Consider the following 19,009-nt stretch of genomic DNA (forward strand, 5'->3'; position numbering starts at 1 on the left):
CGCCATGCGCGCGAGGGGGTTCGCGACCCAGCTCGAGCCGGGCGGCGTGTACCTGCTCGGCGCGGCGGCGATGGAGTCGGCGTTCACGTTCCACGCCGGATTCGACATGCGCCCGCTGGTGCGCGAGATCCGGGACCGCTTCCAGCAGACCGCGCACCTCGGTTGCCTGATCGGCGGCGAGGTCAGTTACATCGACATCCTTGAAGCGAACACCGGCGTGCGGACAACGTCTGTGATCGGCGGCCGCAATCCGGCACACGCGACCGGATTGGGCAAGGCGATGCTCGCCAGGCTGCTGCCTGGCGCCGACAGCGTCCGGGAATGGGTGGACAACCACGGGCCGCTCAAGGCGCGGACCCAGCACACGGTCACCACCGCCGACGCGCTCGACGAAGCGCTCGAGGCGGTGCGTGAACGGGGTTTCGCCATCGACAACGAGGAAAGCGAGCCGGGCGTGGTGTGCGTCGCGGCCTGCGTGCCCATGGTCTTCGGCGACCTGTCCTCCATCGCCGCGGTGAGCGTGACCGGGCTGCGCGAGCCCATGCTGGCCATCGGCGTCGAGAAGATCGGCGCCGAGCTCATCGAGATGATCACCAACACCGACTTCGCGGGCTCAGGGAAGACAGGGCAGAAGTGACAGTCATCAGCTTCGCGGGCGCGGGCAGCGTCGAGTTCACCAGGGATCTGATCGCGGACATCCTCGGTTTCCCCGAGTTGCGGGACACCGAGCTGCGGATGCACGACATCGACCACAGTCGACTGTCCACAGCGGAAGGCGTCGCCCACTCGGTCGCCCGTCAGCTGGGCGCGCCACCGAAGATCGTCGCGACCGCCGACCGCCGTGCAGCGCTCGACGGCGCCGATTTGGTGGTGGACATCGTGCAGATCGGCGGGCTCGCGGCGACGAGGACGGACTTCGAGGTGCCCGCCCGGTACGGGCTGCGCCAGACCATCGCGGACACACCGGGGGTCGGCGGGACCTTCCGCGCACTGCGGACGTTCCCGTTCCTGGCGGAACTCGGCGCGGACATGACCGAGCTGTGCCCGGACGCGTTGTTGCTGAACTGACGATGGAAAGACAGTCCGCGGTTCTCCCACGGACTGCCATCCACGACAACTACCTCAGTGGGCCATCACCACCTGCTCATCACGTGATCGCCGTACCTGCCTCGCACATGGTTTATCAGCGCGCCTCGGACAACGCCTCGGAAGCGTGCCTTCGCGGGAGCCTTCTTCAACGCGGTGAAGACGGACCTGTAGTTCCGGCCTGGGCCGAAGTACCTCACGTGCTTTGGCGCCTTTCCCAGGCCGAGCAACGTGGTCACGCCACCTTTGACAGCCGCCTTCCCCCAGCTGTCACCATTGCGCCTCGCTGCGGCGGTCGCTGTGATGCCGCCGATCACCGCCGTGGCGGCCCCGGCAACCGCACAGCCAACACCCGCACTGAAAACACACGCACCCGCCGCCACAACAGTCAGTCCGATACCGATCTGTTTGTCATATTTCCCGATCGCACCCCACGCCTTCTTCGCCCAGCCGGGAACGCCGAACTGGCCCGTGAGGTCGAAGTCGTTGATCGGGTCGGGTGGGTACACGTAGTTGTTCTCCACGCCGCCTTCCACCGGATCCACCTGCGTGAACCTGCCCAGTGTCGGCAGGTACACCCGCGCACCCATCTGGATCGGTGCCAGCGCGAAGTTCGTCTCCGACACCTTCTGGTGCTGACCGACCCAGCCGTAACTGCCTTCCGGCGCGTTCGCCGGGGCCACGCTGCCCGTGATGATGTTCCCGAACGGGTCGTACGTGAACGACTGCGCCGGGCCGTTGCCGTTGCTGGTGTTTGCGCCGGTTCCGTTGGTTGTCAGCAGGATGTCGCCGTGGATGTTCGGCAACGAGTACGTCGAACGGTCCGCCTGCTGTGCCTGCGTCGGTTTGATGGTGAGCAGGACACCGCCGGGTAGCGTGAGGTTCTTCTCGACGATCGTCCAGCTCGCGTCCCTGGCCAGGTCCGGGGTGTCCCCGCTGCCGGTGAATCCGTAGTACCAGTCCCCCGCGGCGGCCCAGTTCCAGTTCGTGATGGTGTTCTTGTAGCGGCCGATGACCCGGCCTTGGACGTCTCTGTCGTAGTACATCGCCACGCCGTTGCCGTCGGCGGTTCGTTGTACCAGGCACCAGTTGCGGTCCGAGGAGTCGTAGCACAGTCTCAACGGCGTCGGTCCGCTGCCGACGGACGTCATGTTGCCGTGGCTGTCGAAGTCGCCGCCGTTGGCCAACGGGTCGCTGCTGCCGATCAGCCGGTCCGCGTGGTCGTAGCAGAAACTCGTTGTCACTCCGTCGATGACCTGACTGGTGCGGTTGGAGTTCTTGCCGCTGTCGGGATTCGCTCCCGCACCACATGCCGAGCCGCCGAAACCGTACCGGTAGGTGTGCGGTCCGATGTCCACGGAGGTCAACCTGCCCGCGAGGTCGTAGCCATAGGTCCGCCACAGCTCATGGGTTGCCGCCGTGGTGATGTTCGTGAGCACCTGGCCTGACTGGGACCGGTTGACCGTGTCGGTCACCACGGTCGCGTCGTTGAGCCGCCACGTGTGTCCGCTGGTGCGGCCGTTGGCGTCACGGGCTATCGCTGACAGAGCCAGGTTTCCCGCAGCCGGGTACTCGACGTGGTCGAGTTGGCCGTACTGGTCGTAGTACGGCCGGGCGACGACCGCGTTGTCGAACTTCTGCTCGACGAGCCGGTTGAAGTTGTCGAACGTGAATCCCTGCTCGCCCATGTCGCCGTACAGGCGGACCAGCCTGCCGAGATCGTCGTAGCCGTAACCGGTCCAGTTGCCCTGCGTGTCGCTGTAGCTCGCGGTACGGCCCAGCAGGTCCTTTGTGGTCGAGATGGTTCCCTTGCTGTCGTCGCTGCTGGTGACAAGTGGGTTACCGGACACCGCCCAGTTGTTGGTGATGGTCCTCGCGGCCTCGCCGTTGAAGCTGGGCACGGCCGTGGTCAGGACGCGGCCGCGTTGGTCGTAGGTGGTGCAGGTCCAGGCGTCCTGGTTGACGCGTGTCGCGACGACCCGGCCCGCGTCGTCGTAGACGGTCTCAGTCGAGCGGGCTGTCTTGGGACCGGCGCCGTCCGGGTCGGTGTCGGTCTTCAGCTTGAGCTGCCCGCCTTGCCGGAAGGACTCGACGGCAGGCGTGCACGGGTTGTCGATCTGGTCGGCCGCTGCGTAGTAGGTGTATGTCGTCGTTGTTCCGCCGGGCAGTGTTTTCGTTGTCTGGCGGAGATATCCCGTTCCTGGTGTCTCGTAGCCCAGGGTGCTGGTGAGGTTCATTCCGGCACCGTCGAGCGTCTTCGTCTTCGCGAGACCTAATTCGGGTGTGGTGCCGTAGCTCGTGGTGGTCACCGCGTTGCCGATGCTGCTGTCATAGGTGGTGGAACTTGTTTCCAGGTTGTAGCCCGGTGTCAGGAACGACAGTCTGCTGGTGCCGAGGCCGTTGTTGGTGTCCTGGATTCCCGGTCCCGCTGTCCACAGTTCACCGCCACCGGCCGTGCCCACGTGCAGGTAGTCGTAGCGGAACCGGTAGGGCTTCCCGGCCTGCGCGACGAACGTGCCGGTCGAGACGTTCTGCGCGATGCCCTCCGAGCGGTGTGCCCAGTTGTCGAAGACCAGGTTGTCGTCGATCCACAGCCGGGCGCCGTCGTCGTGCCAGAGTTTGAACGTGTACGTCCCGCTGCCGGGGAACCGGACTTTGCCGGTCGCGCTGAAGCCGTAGCCCGCCGCGTCCTGCTCCGGTGTGAACGGCGGTGGCGTGGTGCGGAAGTCACGCCCCAGCCACGTCGGCTGAGCCGGATCGAGACCGGTCGTGTGCAGCTTGGGCGCACCGGAGAAACTCGAGCCGCGCACGCTGTACCAGGCCACCGCGGGCCCCTGTATCCCTTCGTCATACCGGGTGTCGGCGCGTGGGACCTTGCTCGCGTGCGCGGCTTGCGGTGTCCGGTCCGCTGCGAACCAGCTCGCCGGGGCTTGGCCGTACCGCGCGGTCGGGCGATCGTCCTCGTCGTAGATCGTCGTCGACTTCAGGCCCACCGGGGTCGTGGTGCTGTACTGGAGGTCCTTCGCGGCGTCCCATTCGGTGGTGACAGCGAGGTTCGCGATGTCCACGTCACGGGTGGTGCGCAGCAGCGCGTCGTACTCGACCCGGCGGCTGAACCCGAACGGTTCGGTCGCGCCCGAGATGTGTTGCTGGGTCGCGCCGGGCAGGTACTCCATCCTGTGTTTCATCCGCACGGCGCCCGCGGTGGCCGCCGGTTGGGTCGCTTCCACCGCACGCCCCAGGACGTCGTACGTGAGCTGCGTCAGCGTCTCGTCGTTGCCCGCACGCACGCCTGCGGCGATGGCGTCGTTGGCCAGGCTGTCACGGATCGCGATGACGCGGCCGAGGCTGTCGTACTGGAAGTCCGTGATGTCGGCGCCCGGGTTCTGCACACGAGCCAGTAGCGCCTGTTTGTAGTGGAACGTGGTGGTTCTGCCGTCGTTGGTCTGCACCGCGCACAGCATCCCGCTGGGCGCCTGCGGATCGAATCCGGCTGGTGCCGTGCCGCATTCGGTGGCACCGCTGTAGAACACCTTGGCCCACCTGTCCGGTGTGACGCCGTCGGTGATCTGCCGGATCTTCGAGGGGCTGCCTTCGTAGGTGTACCGCAGCGCCGCGGGCTTCCGGTCGTCGAGCGGGTTGGTCACCGATGTCAGCACGCCCGTGCTGTCGAACACGTAGGTGCGGCCGTCCGTGTCCTGGAGGGTGAACGTCCCGTCGGTGTTGCGGACGAGTTGACCGTCCTCGTTGACCGGTGGCTTGTAACCGCCGTCCTTGAACAGGTACTCGTGCTTGTCACCCGTGGAGTCGGTCAAGATGACGCTGTTCTGGTTGGCAACGAGCCGGTCGTAGCTGAGATCACCGTCCGGGTCGATGCCGAGGTTCCAGCCGTCCGGCAGCACCTGCGCTTTCGGTGTCAACCACGACGTCGGGACCAGCTGTGCCGCACCGGCCGGATCGTGCTTGACGTACAGCGCCATCCTGGCAGGTCCACCGGAGTCGTAGTGGTCGACCGAGACGGACGCGGACTGCCCGGCCGTCAGCGGCACACCGCTGCCGTACGCCGCGGCGCAGCAGGCGTTCCAGTTGTCCAGCACGAGGGTGCCGTTGATCCGGATGCGACTGCCGTCGTCGGCTTCCGTGCCGAAGTAGTAGGTCCCGGTGGCCGGCGCGGTGACGTAGCCGGTCCACCGCGTCATGAACTCGCCGGGGCCACCCGCGATGGGTGATCCGGTCCCCCAGTTGAACGCCAGCAGCGGATCCGTGCGGCCGAGGAACTGGCTCTTGGTCGTGGAGTCGAGGTTGTGCGAGCCGTCGTCGGAGTAGTAACGCCCCATCAGGCCGTTGGACTGGGCGACGGGACGTACACCGGTCTGCAGGGCGGACTGGGGCACGACCTGTTCGGGGACAGCGCCTTTCACGTAGAGCCGGTGCCAGGCTGTCCACGTCGCTTCCTCGTACTCGACTCGGAGCGGAACGGGTTGCCCGGCGACGAGGTTGACGGCGGAGCCGTAGCAGATGCTGTTGTAACAGCCGCCGCCGGCGGGCTGGTTGTCCACGAAGATGCTGCCCGCGTCGTCCGCGTTCGCGCCGAAGTAGTAGGCGCCGGTGACCGGAGGGACGAAGTAGCCGGTCCAGCGCACGTAGAACCAGTCGTTGCCGATCGTGCCGCTGGACGGTGAGCCCTGCGCCCAGTCGAAGTCGATGTTCTGGTCGACTCGTTTGAGCACCGGGTCACCCGCGGGCGGTCCGTTGCCGAACCCGTAGTTCGCGGGCAGGTTCCAGTACTCGGCGATCAGGCCGGAGCGGGAGCGCACCGGTGAGTTGTAGTCGAGGCTGACACCCAGACTGCCGCCGAGCGCGGCTGAGGAGTGGCTCGTCTCGCTGGTGGACACGTTGCCGGTGGCCAGGTCGACGGTGACCGGCCCGAGTGTGTCGTGGGTCTGGGTGTTGTCCTTGCCCGTCCGCATGTCGATCCGGAACGGCCGGACCGGGCTCGGTGTGCTGTAGTGGTATCCGTCCCACGCGAAGACCTTCAGGTAGTACGTCGTGCCGTCCTGCAGTATCCCGTCCGGGATGGTCCATTGTGGAGTCGGCTGGTTGCCTGAACTGACCACGGTGCCGGTCTCGCCGTCGCTGCCGGTCGTGACGCGGAACAGGTACTGCACCGCGTCCCCGTTCGGGTCGGACACGGGCGCGGCCTTGAAGCTCACCTGGGGATCGACGAAGACCTGGTTGTCCACGCCCGGCGAGACGACGCCCGGCGTGTTCGGCAACGTGTTGTAGGTGAAGTCCACGAACGTGTTGTCCGGGTCGAAGTTCTTGTACGAACTGACCGCCCCTTCCTCGCCGGTGACCATCAGCCACGCGCCGAAGTCGCCTGCCTGGATCCGGGTGCGGTAGATCTCGGTGGCGTCGACGTCGCCGACCGTCCCGAACCAGCCGTGACCGCCCCATTGGCCGAGGCAGCCGAAGTTCAGGCAACCCGCGTGCCAGATGTCGAACCAGTGCCCGTCATAGGTCCCGGTCCAGAATCCGGCGTTGGTGCGTTGCGTGAGGTGCACGTTGGCCGAGATCAGTTGGTTCCTGCTGTCGCGGAACAACTCGTACGGGGAGAAGAACGCGCCGCGCCACCACCGCCAGTTGTAGTTGCTGTCGAGCAACGAGCCCGCGTAGACGTTGCACACGCTGGAACCGCAGACATACCCGTCGCTCTTGAACGCCATGTAGTTCCCGCCGGCGCGGTTGCCGAACATGCTCCGGTAGACCGGCGGGTCGACCACGGCCGGGAACGCCTCCTTGGGCAGCGATGCCAGGTAGTCGGGCCGCACTGACACCGTCAGCACGCCGTCGCGGAAGTCCTGGCGGTAGGCGGAGGTGTCGCTGACCGGGCCGAAGGTGTTGAGCACGAGGTTGGGTGGCGCGATCGTGAACTGGTCACCGAGTTCGAGGTGCCCGTCCGCGGTGCGCTCCGGCGACGCGCCGATGATCTTGAAGGACACCGACGGCGTCGCCTTGGCGTCCTTCAGGACGATGTTCTCCTTCACCGCGTACGACGTCACGACGTACTCGACGTCGACACCGGGCCACAGGTCCGCGTATCTGACCGTCTGCGTGCCGTCTTTGGTGATCACGATCGGGATCACGGCCGCCGCGCCCACGGGCGTGAACCCGTATTGCCCGATTGTCACCATTCCTTGCGCGGACAGGCTGGAGGTGAAACGCGCGTGCCAGTCATTCGCGCGTGTGGCGAACGACGTGACGCCTTCCCGGCCAGGCTGGTCCGGAATCAGCGTCATGTCGATGGGAGCCCAGGAACCATCGGCCTGGTGGAAGAATTTCGGCACAGTGTACTGGCGCGTGGTGAACGTGCCATTCGCATGTTTGGTCACGGTGGATGTCGCCGTTCGACGAGCGACAAGCTCCCGTTCTTGCCCTGGTGAAGAACTGACGGGAACACCGATCGGATCGTTCAGCGCCTGCCCGGGCACACCGTTTTCACGGCGTGCGGGCGCCGGTAGACCGGGGTTTTCGGCGGCCGACACCTGCTGGCCTGCCGATTTCCCCGGTTCACGAAAGACCGAACTTGTCAGCCCACCCGCCAGCGCCGCGACCGCGAGAAGCGCGATTCCCGACCGGAGTGTCCTCTTTCTGCCCAGTAAACGCACGCGTCGATGAGATCTGCCCACTCTGCCACCGCCGTCCGGCCAGCCTGCTGTTGCCCACACTTCGGAAAGGCAGTCACACGCATTACCCGGCAGAGCCAGATTCACCCGAACGCCGGTTCATTCCGAAAAACGTGACGGATTCCCCAAACCGCCCGGTGCCGCGCCGGATAATAATTCGCCACACACCCGCGCTAACGCTCGGCCCGCCAGTAGTACTGGTCGTCGTTGGCCACGAAGCCCTGGTCGGTGAGCCTGGACAACAAGTCCGCGGGTTTGCCGTGCCAGGCCTTGAGGAGCTTGTCGATCTCGAGGCGGCGGTACTTGACGCCCGGCTCGAAGCCGGCCGCGATGTGCTCGAGCACGATCGTCCACTCGCGACCGGTGGCCGGGAAGTGCGTCAGCCGCCCGTCGCGCAGGAACCGGCCCAGCACTTCGGCGCGCTGCGCTTCCGGGTCGGCCGAGGTGCGCATGGCGGGCAGCGGCGGCGCGGACAGCTTGAACGCCAGGACGCTGGCGTCGGCCCAGCGGTCCGGCACCTGGGCGAGTTGCGTGCCCGGTTCCCAGTCGGGTGGCCGGAACTCGGGACTGGACCACTGGTGGCCCTCCGCGGCCCACTTGGCGCGGACGCTCCACACGCCGTCGAGCACGGTGTCCTGGTAGCCGAACTGGGTGCCGCAGCACAGGCAGATGTCGTGCGATCCGGACCCGCCGTCCCAGGTCGGGGTGTCGTAGCGGAATCCGCAGACACGGCAGGTGTACTCCTCGCCAAGTTGATCATCTGCCATCCGCCCAGTGTAGGTCGGGCTTCGCGGGCCCGCCGGGGGCGCGCCACCGTGACCGGAACGTGCCAACCTCCTGATCAGTTTCGGTCAGCACCTTGACCTCGCGGGTACTCGTGCCGCACCCTCGATGAGAGAGCGCTCTCACCCACTCGTTTCCCCACCCTGCATGGAATGAGAACGATGATGAGGCTCCGTAGGACGCTCAGCATGACCGTCGCGGCTGCCGCCGTGCTCGCCATGGCGCCGCCCGCCCTCGCCGTGACCTACTCGACTGGCCTGGTCGACGCGATGGCCAAGGACCTGGACATCAGCACCGGACAGGCACGCACACTGATCCGCCAGGAAGCCACCGCCGCACGAACGGCCCCGCGGGCCGAGCGAGTGGCCGGGGAGGCGTTCGGTGGCAGCTGGTTCGACCCGGCCAGCGGCCGTCTCGTCGTCGGCCTGACCGACCAGGGCAGAGCCGACGCGGTCAGGGCGACCGGCGCGGACACCGTGCCCGTCACCCTGTCGGCGAGACAGCTCGACACGGTCAAAACCCGGATCGACCAGCAGAGGGCACCCGCGGCGGTGCACAGCTGGTACGCCGACCCGCGCACCGGCAGCGTGGTGATCACAGTGGACAGCCACACCGCGGACGTCACCGCGTTCCTCACCGCGGCCAGGGCAGCAGGGCCGGTGACCGTGCGGACCACCACCGCGCCACGGCCCAGGACGTTCGCGGCCGGGACGGTCGGCGGTGATCCGTACTACATCAACGGCAACACCCGCTGCTCGATCGGTTTCTCGGTCGCGGGCGGGTTCGTCAGCGCCGGGCACTGCGGCGGCGTCGGCGGCAACGTCGTCGGCTGGGACGGCTCGCAGATGGGTACGTTCGCCGGATCGTCGTTCCCCGGCAACGACTACGCGTTCATCAGGACCGGGTGGGGCTGGTGGAACGTCGGCGTCGTGCTCGGCTGGGGCCAGGTGCCCGACCAGGTGGTGCGTGGTTCGTGGGAGGCCCCGGTCGGCAGCTCGGTGTGCCGTTCCGGCTCGACGACCCACTGGCACTGCGGCCAGATCCAGGCCAAGAACGAGACCGTGAACTACCAGCAGGGCGCGTTCCACGGCGCGACCAAGACCAGCGTGTGCGCCGAGCCCGGTGACTCCGGCGGTTCGTTCATCACCGGCGACCAGGCCCAGGGCGTGACCTCGGGCGGCTGGGGCACCTGCTCGGGCGGCGGGCAGACGTGGTTCCAGCCGGTGAACGAGATCCTGTCGGCCTACGGCCTGCGACTGTCCACGCTCTGACTCCCCCGGTGGGCGCGGCTACCGGTCGCGCCCTCCGGCTTTTTCCAGCACGGACAGGAAGTTCGCCACCAGAGCGGTGTCCTGCGCCGGACGCCACGCGATCCCGACGTCCCACACCGCCGCCGGGTGGTCCAGTGCGGTGAGGGTCACGCCGGCGGGAGCGATCCGTGCGGCGGTCGCGGGCACCAGCGCCGGACCGACACCCGCGGCCACGAGAGCGAGAACTGTCTGCAGGTCGTGGGTTTCGTACAGGGTGGCGGGCTGGATGCCCCACGCCTCGCACAACTTGTCGACCTGGCCGGTCAGCCCCGGTCCTTTGGCTCGTCCCAGCCGGACCAGCCCCCGCTGGGCGATCAACTGCGGAACGTCACCGGAAACCGGGCCGGAGCTGGCGACCGCGAGCTGGTCGCGCCGGAGCACCCGCTGCGCCAGGTCCACGTCCACGGGCAGCCGGACGAAACCGGCGTGCAGCTCCCCGTTGCGGATCCGGTCGACCTGCCCGGCGGAGGGCAGGTCCTCCAAGCTGATCTCCACGTCCGGGTACGACTGCCGGAAAGCGGCGACCGCCCGTGGCGCGAGATCGATAGTGGACAGTCCGAACCCGAGCGACAACCGTCCGATCGCACCACTGGCGAGCCGGCGGGCGCGCCGCGTGAACTCGTCGCCGGCCGCGACCAGCTCACGTGCCTGAGGCAGCAGCGTCGCACCGAACTCGGTGAGCGTCGCCCCATGCCGCCCGCGGGCGAACAACGTCCCGCCGAGTTCGCGTTCCAGCGCCTGGATCTGCTTGGTCAGGGCGGGCTGGGTGATCGCGGCACTCGCCGCGGCCGGGCCGTAGCCGTGGTGCTCGGCGACCGCGACGAAGGCCCGCAACCTGCTGTTCATTCCACTAGGTTATGACAAGTGCCCAAAGATTCATTGGACGCATGGAACGTGTCCGCGATCTGATGAAGCCGTGACGAACACGGTGAAGGTCGCAGCAGTCCAGTTCGAACACCAACCCGGCGACAAGCAGTACAACCTCGGCCGCGTTGAACACTTCGCGCGCCGGGCAGCGGGGGTCCACCTGGTGGCGTGCCCCGAGATGTGTCTGGTCGGATACTGGCATCTGCGCCGCCGAAGCCCAGCGGAACTACACGCCCTGGCCGAGCCGCAGGACGGACCGTCGGTCAGCGCGGTCCGCTCACTGGCACGCGAGCTCGGTGTCGCGATCGGCGCCGGATTCCTGGAAAGCGCCAACGACCGGCTGTACAACTCGTACGCCCTGTGCATGCCGGACGGTGACGTGCACGTCCACCGCAAGCTGCACGCGTTCGAGCACCCGGCGATCAGCAGCGGCGACGGCTACACCGTGTTCGACACACCGTGGGGCGTGCGCATGGCAATCCTCATCTGCTGGGACAACAACCTCGTCGAGAACGTCCGCGCGTGCGCGTTGTCCGGGGCGTCGGTGCTGATCGCGCCACACCAAACCGGCGGAACCTCCTCCCGCAGCCCACACGGGATGCGCCCGATTCCCCTGCCCCTCTGGGAGAACAGGCACAACGACCCGGAGGCGGTCGAACGCGAGTTCCGCGGCCCCAACGGCCGCGACTGGCTGATGCGCTGGCTACCCGCACGAGCACACGACAACGGCATGTTCGTCGTCTTCAGCAACGGCGTCGGCCGTGACGACGACGAAGTACGCACAGGCAACGCCATGATCCTGGACCCCTACGGCCGCACAGTGACCGAAACGTGGGCAGCGGCCGATGACATGGTGGTCGCCGAACTGGACCTCGGCCTCGTCGGACTGTCCTCCGGCCGCCGGTGGATGGCAGGCCGCCGGCCCGAGCTGTACGACATCCTCACCACCCGGTTCGGCAACGAACGCGACCCGCGCACCGCACGGTTCGCCACCGAACCCGTCGCTACCTGACCAGAACTCACACAAGGCGACAAACAATGGCATGCGACAGGCTTACCGTTCTACCCGAACTGATCTTGAGAACACCGCCGCGATCGAAAACGCTCGCACCTTGAACCTGCTGGACGGCCACTCCCCGCAATGACGCCGTGGAAACGTCGAGTCTCGCACTGACCTGCGTCGAAGTCCTGGCTTGGCCCGTCCTCGCGGTGGCAGCACTACTCCTGCTGTGGACGTTTCTCCGTCGCCGCTATCCGGCGACAACAACTCAGGAGAAGAAACGCACACCCGATTCCTGGCCACAGGGACGAGACAAAGCCCGACTCGCCGCCGTCTCGGTCAAAGAAGCCGAGCATCTTGCCTCGCTCGAGTCGGCACAACCACCTGATCCAGTTGTACACCTCCAGCAAGCTGTCCGGATCAAGCCAACGACGCACCGGGAGTCAGCTCACCAGATCTGCGAGAACTACCGGTCGGGGCACGTCGTCATCGTCGATTTGGCGAGCACCGACGAGGTCACTGCCGCCCGCCTCGGCGACTTCTGCAGTGGCATGATCACTGCATCGAGAGATCGTGGTTCCAGGTGCCCAGCACCGTCAGCATGCTGACGCCGCACGCCTGATCTGCCGGGAGACTTCCACGGACACCATGCGAGGCCGGAGCACCAAAGATCGATGACGACAGAAGGCGCACGCGGCCGAGAACAAGGCAGTTCCAGGCCGGTTGGCCCTGCCCGTTCGGACGACGAGATCCTGGCGGCGAACGAACAACTCCTCGAGCTGAACACCAAAATCCGCACGCTGGAGCACTGTGTCGTTCTCGCACGGCGGCGCAGGCACCGCGCCGTGGCATCGAACGTTTTCGGGCCGGTATTGCCGTTGCTCCTGTAGGCCATGTTCTGGATCCATGGATACCTGGGTCGACCAAACTGGCGCTGTCCATCCCCGGATTCCTGATCGCACTCGCGTGCGCGGCCGCGGCCGTTCACCTCACTCGTGACCCCGGCGGTGGCTCGAAGACGGACAAGGAGGACGGCAGCAAAGGGGACGGCGATCGGGGCTGGAGCTCGAACTCGACATCGCCAAGACCCGCGACATCAAGAAACTGAAGATCTCGCAGGCAACGTTCGACACGATCACGCGGCGGCTCGTGGACAAGGACGAAGCGCACGGTGACATCCGGAAATTCCGGGCCGAGAGCAAGCGGTACCGCAATGTGACCAACATCTTCCAAGGCGTTCTGATCATCGGCTCCGTCGCAGCGACCGGTGCCTCCGCGATTGCCGCCGATCTGGGCCCCGTGCGCTGGGTCGCGTTCGCCTTCCGGTGACCTGGTGGAGGAGGTACATCGCCTCAAATCAGAACAGAAAAGCGCCAGCAGAATCTCGGGCAACCTCCCGATACCAGCAACGCGAACGAGTCGGGACACACTCACTGAGAATTGTTGTGCCAGTCCAGGACACGCAGTGCGCGCAACGTGTTCCACCGGCTCGGTGTGCCGTCACCGTCTTCCATGGTGAAGTGGACGTCGCCGCGGTGGGTGTCCTCCAGCAGCCATCGGCCGTCGTCCTGTCGCTTGGACCGCACGACCTCGATCGCCTCGGACAGCCGGGGATCGCGGGTGCCGGCGACGCGGAAAAAGTCCAACGCACGCAAAACGTCGTAATGCCACCAAGTCGGATAGGAGAAGCACAACCAGGACGGTTCGATGACTTCGCCTGTGCTCAGTTTGCGCATCAGGCGCCGTTGCAGCAGGTATTCCTCGCCGCGCTGCCGTGCGGCGACGGTCATCGCCGAACCGGTGGCCCGCTCGTAGTCCACAAAGCCTTCGAGTACGCAGATTGTCGTGTGGAACGACGACCGGACGGAGCCGTACTCCGCTTCGCAGTTCCAGCCGCCGTCCGGGAGTTGTTCACCGAGCAGCCGTTCGACGATGCCGCCGACCTCGACGCCGTAGTACGCGCCGAGCCCGACCGTGCGGCCGTTGATGCAGGGCTCGACCTCGCCGTCGAAGAACGGCTGTCCCGCGTGTTCCCACCGGCAGTTCTGCTTGACCAGTTCGGTTGTCTCACGGACGATCGGCGCGTCCGGGTCGACGCCGAGTTCACGCAGCAGCAGCAGCAGGGTCGGGTAGGTCGACGTCCACGGCTGTCCCGTTGAGGAATCGCCGCGGAAGTCCGCCGGGAAACACGCACCGCCCGCCCACAGTCCGTCGCTGCCGCGCAACGCCAGCAGCCGCGCTCCCCAGCCTTCCTGCGTGATCCGGGCGCGCTCGGCCTCGGCTTCGGCCGGTGGGGCGCCGGTCAGGTCTCGCAGCACCTGCCAGCGCAGCGCCGGATCCGAGTCGAGCAACCAGTCCAGAACGGCCATTGGCGCAGGGTACGCCGCTCAGGACGCCACGAGGTTGTTGATGCCGCGGAACTTCCAGCCGTTGTCCTGTTTGGCCAGCTCGAACTTCATGCGCATGACCCGCTCGGCGGGCTGCGGCGCGTCGGCACTGGTCACCGTGGTCTTCACGAGCGCGAGGCCGGTCACCACGTCCGGGGTGACGGCCGTCGCGGCGACCATCGGATCTTCGGCGACCGTCACTGTGGTGCGTTTTTCCCGCATTGTCTGCGCGGCGGTGGTCATCGCGCCGCGCATCTGCGTCAGCAGCGGTTCGGTCAGCACGGTCAGCTGGCGGTCGAGCGAGCCGCTGACGTCGTTGCCGTCGATGCTCAGCAGGGTCACGATGCCGGTGTGGGCCGCGGTCAGCGCCTTGTCACGGGCTTCCACGAGCCCGCCACCGGTTGACTTCGGGATGGACTTGAGCGTCGGGTTGACCGAGATCTCGGAGTACTGCCACGCGCCTTGCTCGCGTTTGCCGACGGCGACGACGGCCGCGCCGCCTTTCGTGGACTGGCCGCCCGGCCGTGCGCTGGTCTGGTCGATCATCACCAGCACCCGCGCGGAGTTCTCGGTCAGCTCCGACACCGCCACGTCGTTGACTTTGGAGCTGACCTGCGCACCGGCTTGCCGGACCGGGCCGAGCAGCTTCTCGACCTCAGTGCGCGCCGAGCCGGTCAGGTACTTCGTGACGGCCTGTTGCTGCGCGTCGGGATTGGCCGGGTCGAAGCTGAAGACTCCTTCGACCGCCGATGCCGTCGCCAGCAGAACCTCTTTGGTGGCTTCCGCGTCGACCAGCGCCAAGTTGGACGGCCGCGCGGCGGAAGGGGACGCGTCCGGCGGGGCGACGGCCGTGCCGTGCACCGCCTGCGTGCAGCCCGCGAGCAACGCCAGGCACAGAATCGGCCAAATCCTCACAGCTACCCCCGCTCCCGTGCTGACGCTCAGACAATCTCACCAGACCGACAGCCTGGGCACGCGCGCAGGTCGGGCAGGCGCACTAACGCACTGCGCGCACCGGGCGGATCAGCGCTGCGCCGATCAGAGCGACCACGCCCGCCAGCAAGTACAGGCCCGTGTACCCGCCCAAGGCGGTGATCACCGCACCGGCGACGGCGGGTGCCACGGCCTGCGGCGCGGTGTTGGCGATGTTCACGATGCCGAGGTCACGTGCGCGGCTCGCCTCCGACGGCAACACCTCGGTGATCAACGCGTTGTCGACCGCCAGGTAGACGCCGTAACCGACACCCATCAGTGCTGCCGCGAGCATCGCCGACGGCCAGCTCTGGCCGAAGCCGAGCACGACCATCGCGGCGCCGACGATCACCGACGACCCGACGACGAACACCTTGCGCCTGCCGGTCCGGTCCGACCAACGCCCGGCGATCACGCTCGTCAGCAGCACTCCGGCGGTGTACAGCACGATCAGCACGAACACCGCCTGCGGCGGGTCGGGGTGCTTGACCACGTCACGCAGGTAGTACAGCAGGTACAGGGTGCCGACGGCGTTGGCGAGCTGGATGGCGAACCTGCAGCCGAAGGCCCAGCCGAGGTCGCTGTTGCCGCGCAGGCGGAACGGCGCCGGTGCCGGCGGTGCGGCCGGTGGCCGGTCGAGCGGGTTGAGCAGGAACGGCACGATCAACACCAGCAACAGCACGGCCAGCAGCAGGTACGCGCCGAACTGACCGGTGACGACCGCGGTCACCAGGAACGAGCCGACGACCAGGGCCAGCGGGACCGGCAGTCCGACGAACGCCGACACCAGCCCGCGTTGCCGCACAGGCACTTGGTCGGGCACGGACGCCGTCAGCGCGGCGTACATCGCGTTGGTCCCGGCCTGGACCGCCGCCCACAACAGGGCGACGCCGAGGATGGTGTGCTGTGCGCCGAGCCCGGCCATCGCCCCGGCGCAGACCAGCCCGCTGCCCAGCACCCACGGCCGTCGCCGCCCGAACCGCGACCTCGTCCGGTCCGACAGCGCACCGGCGATCGGGCAGACCACAATGGACACGATCGCGGCGACGGTGGTGATCCAGCCGAGGTTGACCACCTTCGACGCCGGGTCGATCGCCTCGATCTGCAACGGCAGCAGCACCTGGATCGGGGTGAGCACCGCGACCGACATACCCAGCGTCGCCAGCGACAGCGACCCGATCCACAGCGGGCCGACCGGTTTCACCGGCGTTTCGGACGTCGTCACACTTCCTCCGAGATGGACACGTGGACGGTGTGCCTGCGGCCGTGTCCCGTCGGCCCCAGCCGCAGCGACAACGCCAGCCTCCCGGCCGGGTCGGCCCGCACGGTCGTCGTGCGCTGGTCGAACGGCCCGTCCACGGCGATCCTGTGTTCCCGGTCGGGCTCGAACCACCCGGCGGTCCGCACGGTCGCGACGCCGCTGCCGATCAGCGTGAACCCCGTGCAGTGGGCGTTGGCCAACGTGGAGAACTCCATCCGCGGCCGCCTGAAGTGCACGGTCCAGCCCCGCGCCCGGTAGTCGTCCTCGGCCGACACGTGCGTGAACGGTGTGGGTGTCGTGGTCGGGTTGGCGAACGCGTTCGCGATCGTCGGCAGCGTGGCGCGCAGGTCCTCCGACCAGTACGACCAGCTGTGCGTGCCGTTTCCGTAGTGCCAGTGGTGTTTGATACCCAGGCGTTCCAGGCGCCGGTGCAGGCGCATCGACTCGTGGAACACGATCGCTTCGAGCGGGTCCGGTTTGGACCGCTCGTTGTGCGGACCGGGCAGGCCCGTGCCGGTCCGCACGGTCAGCGACATGCCCCGCAGGTTCGGCGCGAGGTCCCACGGGTTGTGGGCGCGCCAGCGGACGGACTGGGTGATCCGGTCGCCCCAGATCGCGCCGAGCGGTCCGCCGTCACGCCGTGCGGCGATCTCCGGCACGAACGTGTACCTGTTGGTGTCCAGCGCGCCGGAGAAGCTCGCCGCGGCCGTGAACAGGTCCGGATGCCTTGCCGCGTAGGACATCGCACCGAAACCGCCCATCGACAACCCGGCCAGCGCGCGGCCGGAGCGGTGCGCGGCCGTCCTGAATGTCCGGTCGATCCACGGCAGCAGCTCCTTGATGTGGAACGTCTCCCACCGCACCCGGCCGTAGCGGCCCGGCTTGACCCAGTCGGAGTAGAAGCCGTTGCCCGCGTGCGGCATCACCACGATGAACGGCATGTCCTCGGTGGACTCGGCTGCGCCGCCCTCCTCGGTCCACGAGCGGTAGTCGTCGTCCCCGCCGTGCAGCAGGTACAGCACCGGGTACCGGGTCTTCGGGTCCTCGCCGTAGCCGTTCGGGAACAGGATCCGCAATTTCGTCGGGTCGGCGAGGACACGCGAGCGCAGTTCGTACTCGACCAGCCGCGCACCCAGCGTCATCCTGGCCATCACCTCGGGCCCGGCTTTGACGCTGCCTGTCACGCGAGACGCTCCGCCCGCACCGCCGCCCGCCGGACCTTGCCCGCGTCGTCGCGCAGCGGGTAGCCGACCCGCTCGAAGGTGCGGGGCAGCTTGTAGGTGACCAGCCGCTGCCTGAGGTGGTCGAGCAGGTCGTCGACGTCCAGCGGCTGCGCCGACTGCACCACGGCGTGCACGGTGTTGCCGTATTCGTCGTCCGGCAGGCCGATCACGCAACTCGACTGCACCGCCGGGTGTTCGTCCAGCGCGGCCTCGATCTCGGCCGGGAACACGTTCGCGCCGCCGACCAGGATCATGTCCGGTTTGCGGTCGGCCAGGTACAGGTACCCGTCCTCGTCGACCCTGCCGAGGTCACCTTGCGACTCCCAGCCACCCGCCAGTGTGGTGGGTGTGTCGCCGAGGTACCGGTAGGTCGCGGGATCGCCGGGGCTCGGCCGCATCCAGACCTCGCCGACCTCGCCGACAGGCACCTCGCGGTGGTCGGCGTCCAGCAGGCGCATCTCGCCGCGGGCGACCTTGCCGACGCTGCCGGGGTGGGCCAGCCATTCCGTGCCCGAGATCAGGCACCCGGCCTGCGCTTCCGTGCTGGCGTACAGTTCGAACACCCGCTCCGGGCCGACCCAGTCCAGCCACGCGTGCTTGAGCCACGGCGGGCAGGGCGCGGCGCCGTGCAGGAGCACCCGCAGGCTGGACAGGTCCACGTCGTCGCGCTGTTCCGGCGGCAGCCGCCAGATCCGGTGCATCATGGTCGGCACCAGGAACATCCACTCCACGCGGTGCGTCTCGATCGACCGCAGCAGCTCCACCGGGTCGAACTTGGGCAGCACCACGATGTGGCTGCCGGAGAACAGGGCCGCGGCGGACATCATGAACGGCGCGTTGTGGTACAGCGGACCTGCGACGAGGTGCACGCTGTCGGGCCGCATGCCGAAGACCGCCGCGAACTCGTCGGTGACCTCGGCGACCGCGGGGTGGGTGGCCATGATGACTTTCGGGCGTCCGGTGCTGCCGCCGGACGTCGGCGCCTTCCACGCGGGCGCCACCGCGGGCGGCAGTGGTTCGTCCGAAGGGTCCGGTTCGATCTCCGGCTGTCCGAGGCCGACCACGAGCGCGGGCCGCACCAGGTCCAGCACGGCCCGCTGTTCACCCTCCGGCAACCGGTAGGACACCGGTTGCGGTGTGGCACCGAGCTTCCACGCCGCCACGGCCGCCTCGACCGCGCCGATCCCGTTGGGCAGGCCGATGGTCACCAGGTCACCCGTTTTGACGCCACGGGCCGCGTAGGCCCGTGCCAACGCGTTGGTGCGCCGGTCGAACTGCTGCCGTGTGAGGGATGTCCCACCACAAGTGACCGCCGGGCGGGCAGGATCGGATACGGCGAGCTGCGCCAGGCGAGTGGCCAGCGGAGTAGGCGGCAAGGTGATGCCCCTTTCCGTGCACGTCGTTGTGTTCCGTACAGGATTGCGCCGATCAAGT

14 protein-coding genes are annotated in these 19,009 nt (G+C 67.7%); 6 read left to right on the top strand and 8 right to left on the bottom strand.

Annotated features, from left to right (window positions below):
• Positions 1–4: 4 nt before the first annotated feature.
• On the top strand, positions 5–637 hold the full coding sequence (locus AOZ06_RS30650) for an IclR family transcriptional regulator (protein WP_054292580.1): 633 nt from the start codon (positions 5–7) through the stop codon (positions 635–637).
• Positions 634–1,068 (top strand): family 4 glycosyl hydrolase, encoded by a 435-nt coding sequence (locus tag AOZ06_RS30655; RefSeq protein ID WP_054292581.1) that lies wholly within the window; start codon positions 634–636, stop codon positions 1,066–1,068. Before AOZ06_RS30650 ends, AOZ06_RS30655 begins: the two co-directional genes overlap by 4 nt.
• Before the next feature lie 65 nt (positions 1,069–1,133).
• Here the strand turns inward: AOZ06_RS30655 and AOZ06_RS30660 are convergent, their stop codons facing one another.
• A complete protein-coding gene (locus AOZ06_RS30660) occupies positions 1,134–7,385 on the bottom strand; it encodes a PA14 domain-containing protein (protein ID WP_157233350.1) in 6,252 nt (2,083 codons plus the stop codon).
• A 560-nt stretch (positions 7,386–7,945) separates the two neighbouring features.
• Entirely contained in the window at positions 7,946–8,539 is a 594-nt protein-coding gene (locus AOZ06_RS30665; protein ID WP_054292583.1) for a DUF2087 domain-containing protein, read from the bottom strand.
• 177 nt (positions 8,540–8,716) lie between these two features.
• Here AOZ06_RS30665 and AOZ06_RS30670 point away from each other — a divergent pair, with 177 nt between their 5' ends.
• Positions 8,717–9,826 (top strand): S1 family peptidase, encoded by a 1,110-nt coding sequence (locus AOZ06_RS30670; RefSeq protein ID WP_470303357.1) that lies wholly within the window; start codon positions 8,717–8,719, stop codon positions 9,824–9,826.
• Positions 9,827–9,844: 18 nt separating this feature from the next.
• Here AOZ06_RS30670 and AOZ06_RS30675 read toward each other — a convergent pair whose 3' ends face one another.
• Positions 9,845–10,711: a LysR family transcriptional regulator gene (locus AOZ06_RS30675; protein ID WP_054292584.1), complete on the bottom strand. Its 867-nt coding sequence runs from the start codon at positions 10,709–10,711 to the stop codon at positions 9,845–9,847.
• 70 nt (positions 10,712–10,781) lie between these two features.
• On the opposite strand from AOZ06_RS30675, the gene AOZ06_RS30680 reads away from it, so the two are divergent.
• The 3 genes from AOZ06_RS30680 to AOZ06_RS30690 all read left to right on the top strand — a co-directional run bounded on the left by AOZ06_RS30680 (position 10,782) and on the right by AOZ06_RS30690 (position 13,061).
• Positions 10,782–11,744 (top strand): nitrilase family protein, encoded by a 963-nt coding sequence (locus AOZ06_RS30680; RefSeq protein ID WP_054292585.1) that lies wholly within the window; start codon positions 10,782–10,784, stop codon positions 11,742–11,744.
• A 197-nt stretch (positions 11,745–11,941) separates the two neighbouring features.
• Positions 11,942–12,340, top strand: coding sequence for a cell division protein SepF (locus AOZ06_RS62255; protein ID WP_417999976.1), 399 nt, complete (start codon positions 11,942–11,944; stop codon positions 12,338–12,340).
• Positions 12,341–12,881: 541 nt separating this feature from the next.
• Positions 12,882–13,061 carry a hypothetical protein gene (locus tag AOZ06_RS30690; RefSeq protein WP_054292587.1) on the top strand — a complete coding sequence of 60 codons (180 nt, stop codon included), beginning with the start codon at positions 12,882–12,884 and terminating at the stop codon, positions 13,059–13,061.
• 101 nt (positions 13,062–13,162) lie between these two features.
• On the opposite strand, the gene AOZ06_RS30695 is transcribed toward AOZ06_RS30690, so the two are convergent.
• The 5 genes from AOZ06_RS30695 to AOZ06_RS56950 form a co-directional block, all read right to left on the bottom strand.
• A complete protein-coding gene (locus tag AOZ06_RS30695) occupies positions 13,163–14,101 on the bottom strand; it encodes a hypothetical protein (protein WP_054292588.1) in 939 nt (312 codons plus the stop codon).
• An 18-nt stretch (positions 14,102–14,119) separates the two neighbouring features.
• Positions 14,120–15,034, bottom strand: a complete 915-nt coding sequence (locus tag AOZ06_RS30700; RefSeq protein WP_054292589.1) for a hypothetical protein — start codon at positions 15,032–15,034, stop codon at positions 14,120–14,122.
• An 82-nt stretch (positions 15,035–15,116) separates the two neighbouring features.
• A complete protein-coding gene (locus tag AOZ06_RS30705; RefSeq protein ID WP_063810138.1) occupies positions 15,117–16,316 on the bottom strand; it encodes an MFS transporter in 1,200 nt (399 codons plus the stop codon).
• Positions 16,313–17,536 carry an alpha/beta hydrolase gene (locus AOZ06_RS30710; protein WP_054292590.1) on the bottom strand — a complete coding sequence of 408 codons (1,224 nt, stop codon included), beginning with the start codon at positions 17,534–17,536 and terminating at the stop codon, positions 16,313–16,315. The genes AOZ06_RS30705 and AOZ06_RS30710 overlap by 4 nt, the downstream gene beginning before the upstream one ends.
• Positions 17,533–18,951, bottom strand: a complete 1,419-nt coding sequence (locus AOZ06_RS56950; RefSeq protein ID WP_054292591.1) for an AMP-binding protein — start codon at positions 18,949–18,951, stop codon at positions 17,533–17,535. The genes AOZ06_RS30710 and AOZ06_RS56950 overlap by 4 nt, the downstream gene beginning before the upstream one ends.
• Between the last annotated feature and the right edge of the window lie 58 nt (positions 18,952–19,009).

The sequence above is a fragment of the Kibdelosporangium phytohabitans genome (assembly GCF_001302585.1).
Taxonomy (GTDB): Bacteria; Actinomycetota; Actinomycetes; order Mycobacteriales; family Pseudonocardiaceae; genus Kibdelosporangium; species Kibdelosporangium phytohabitans.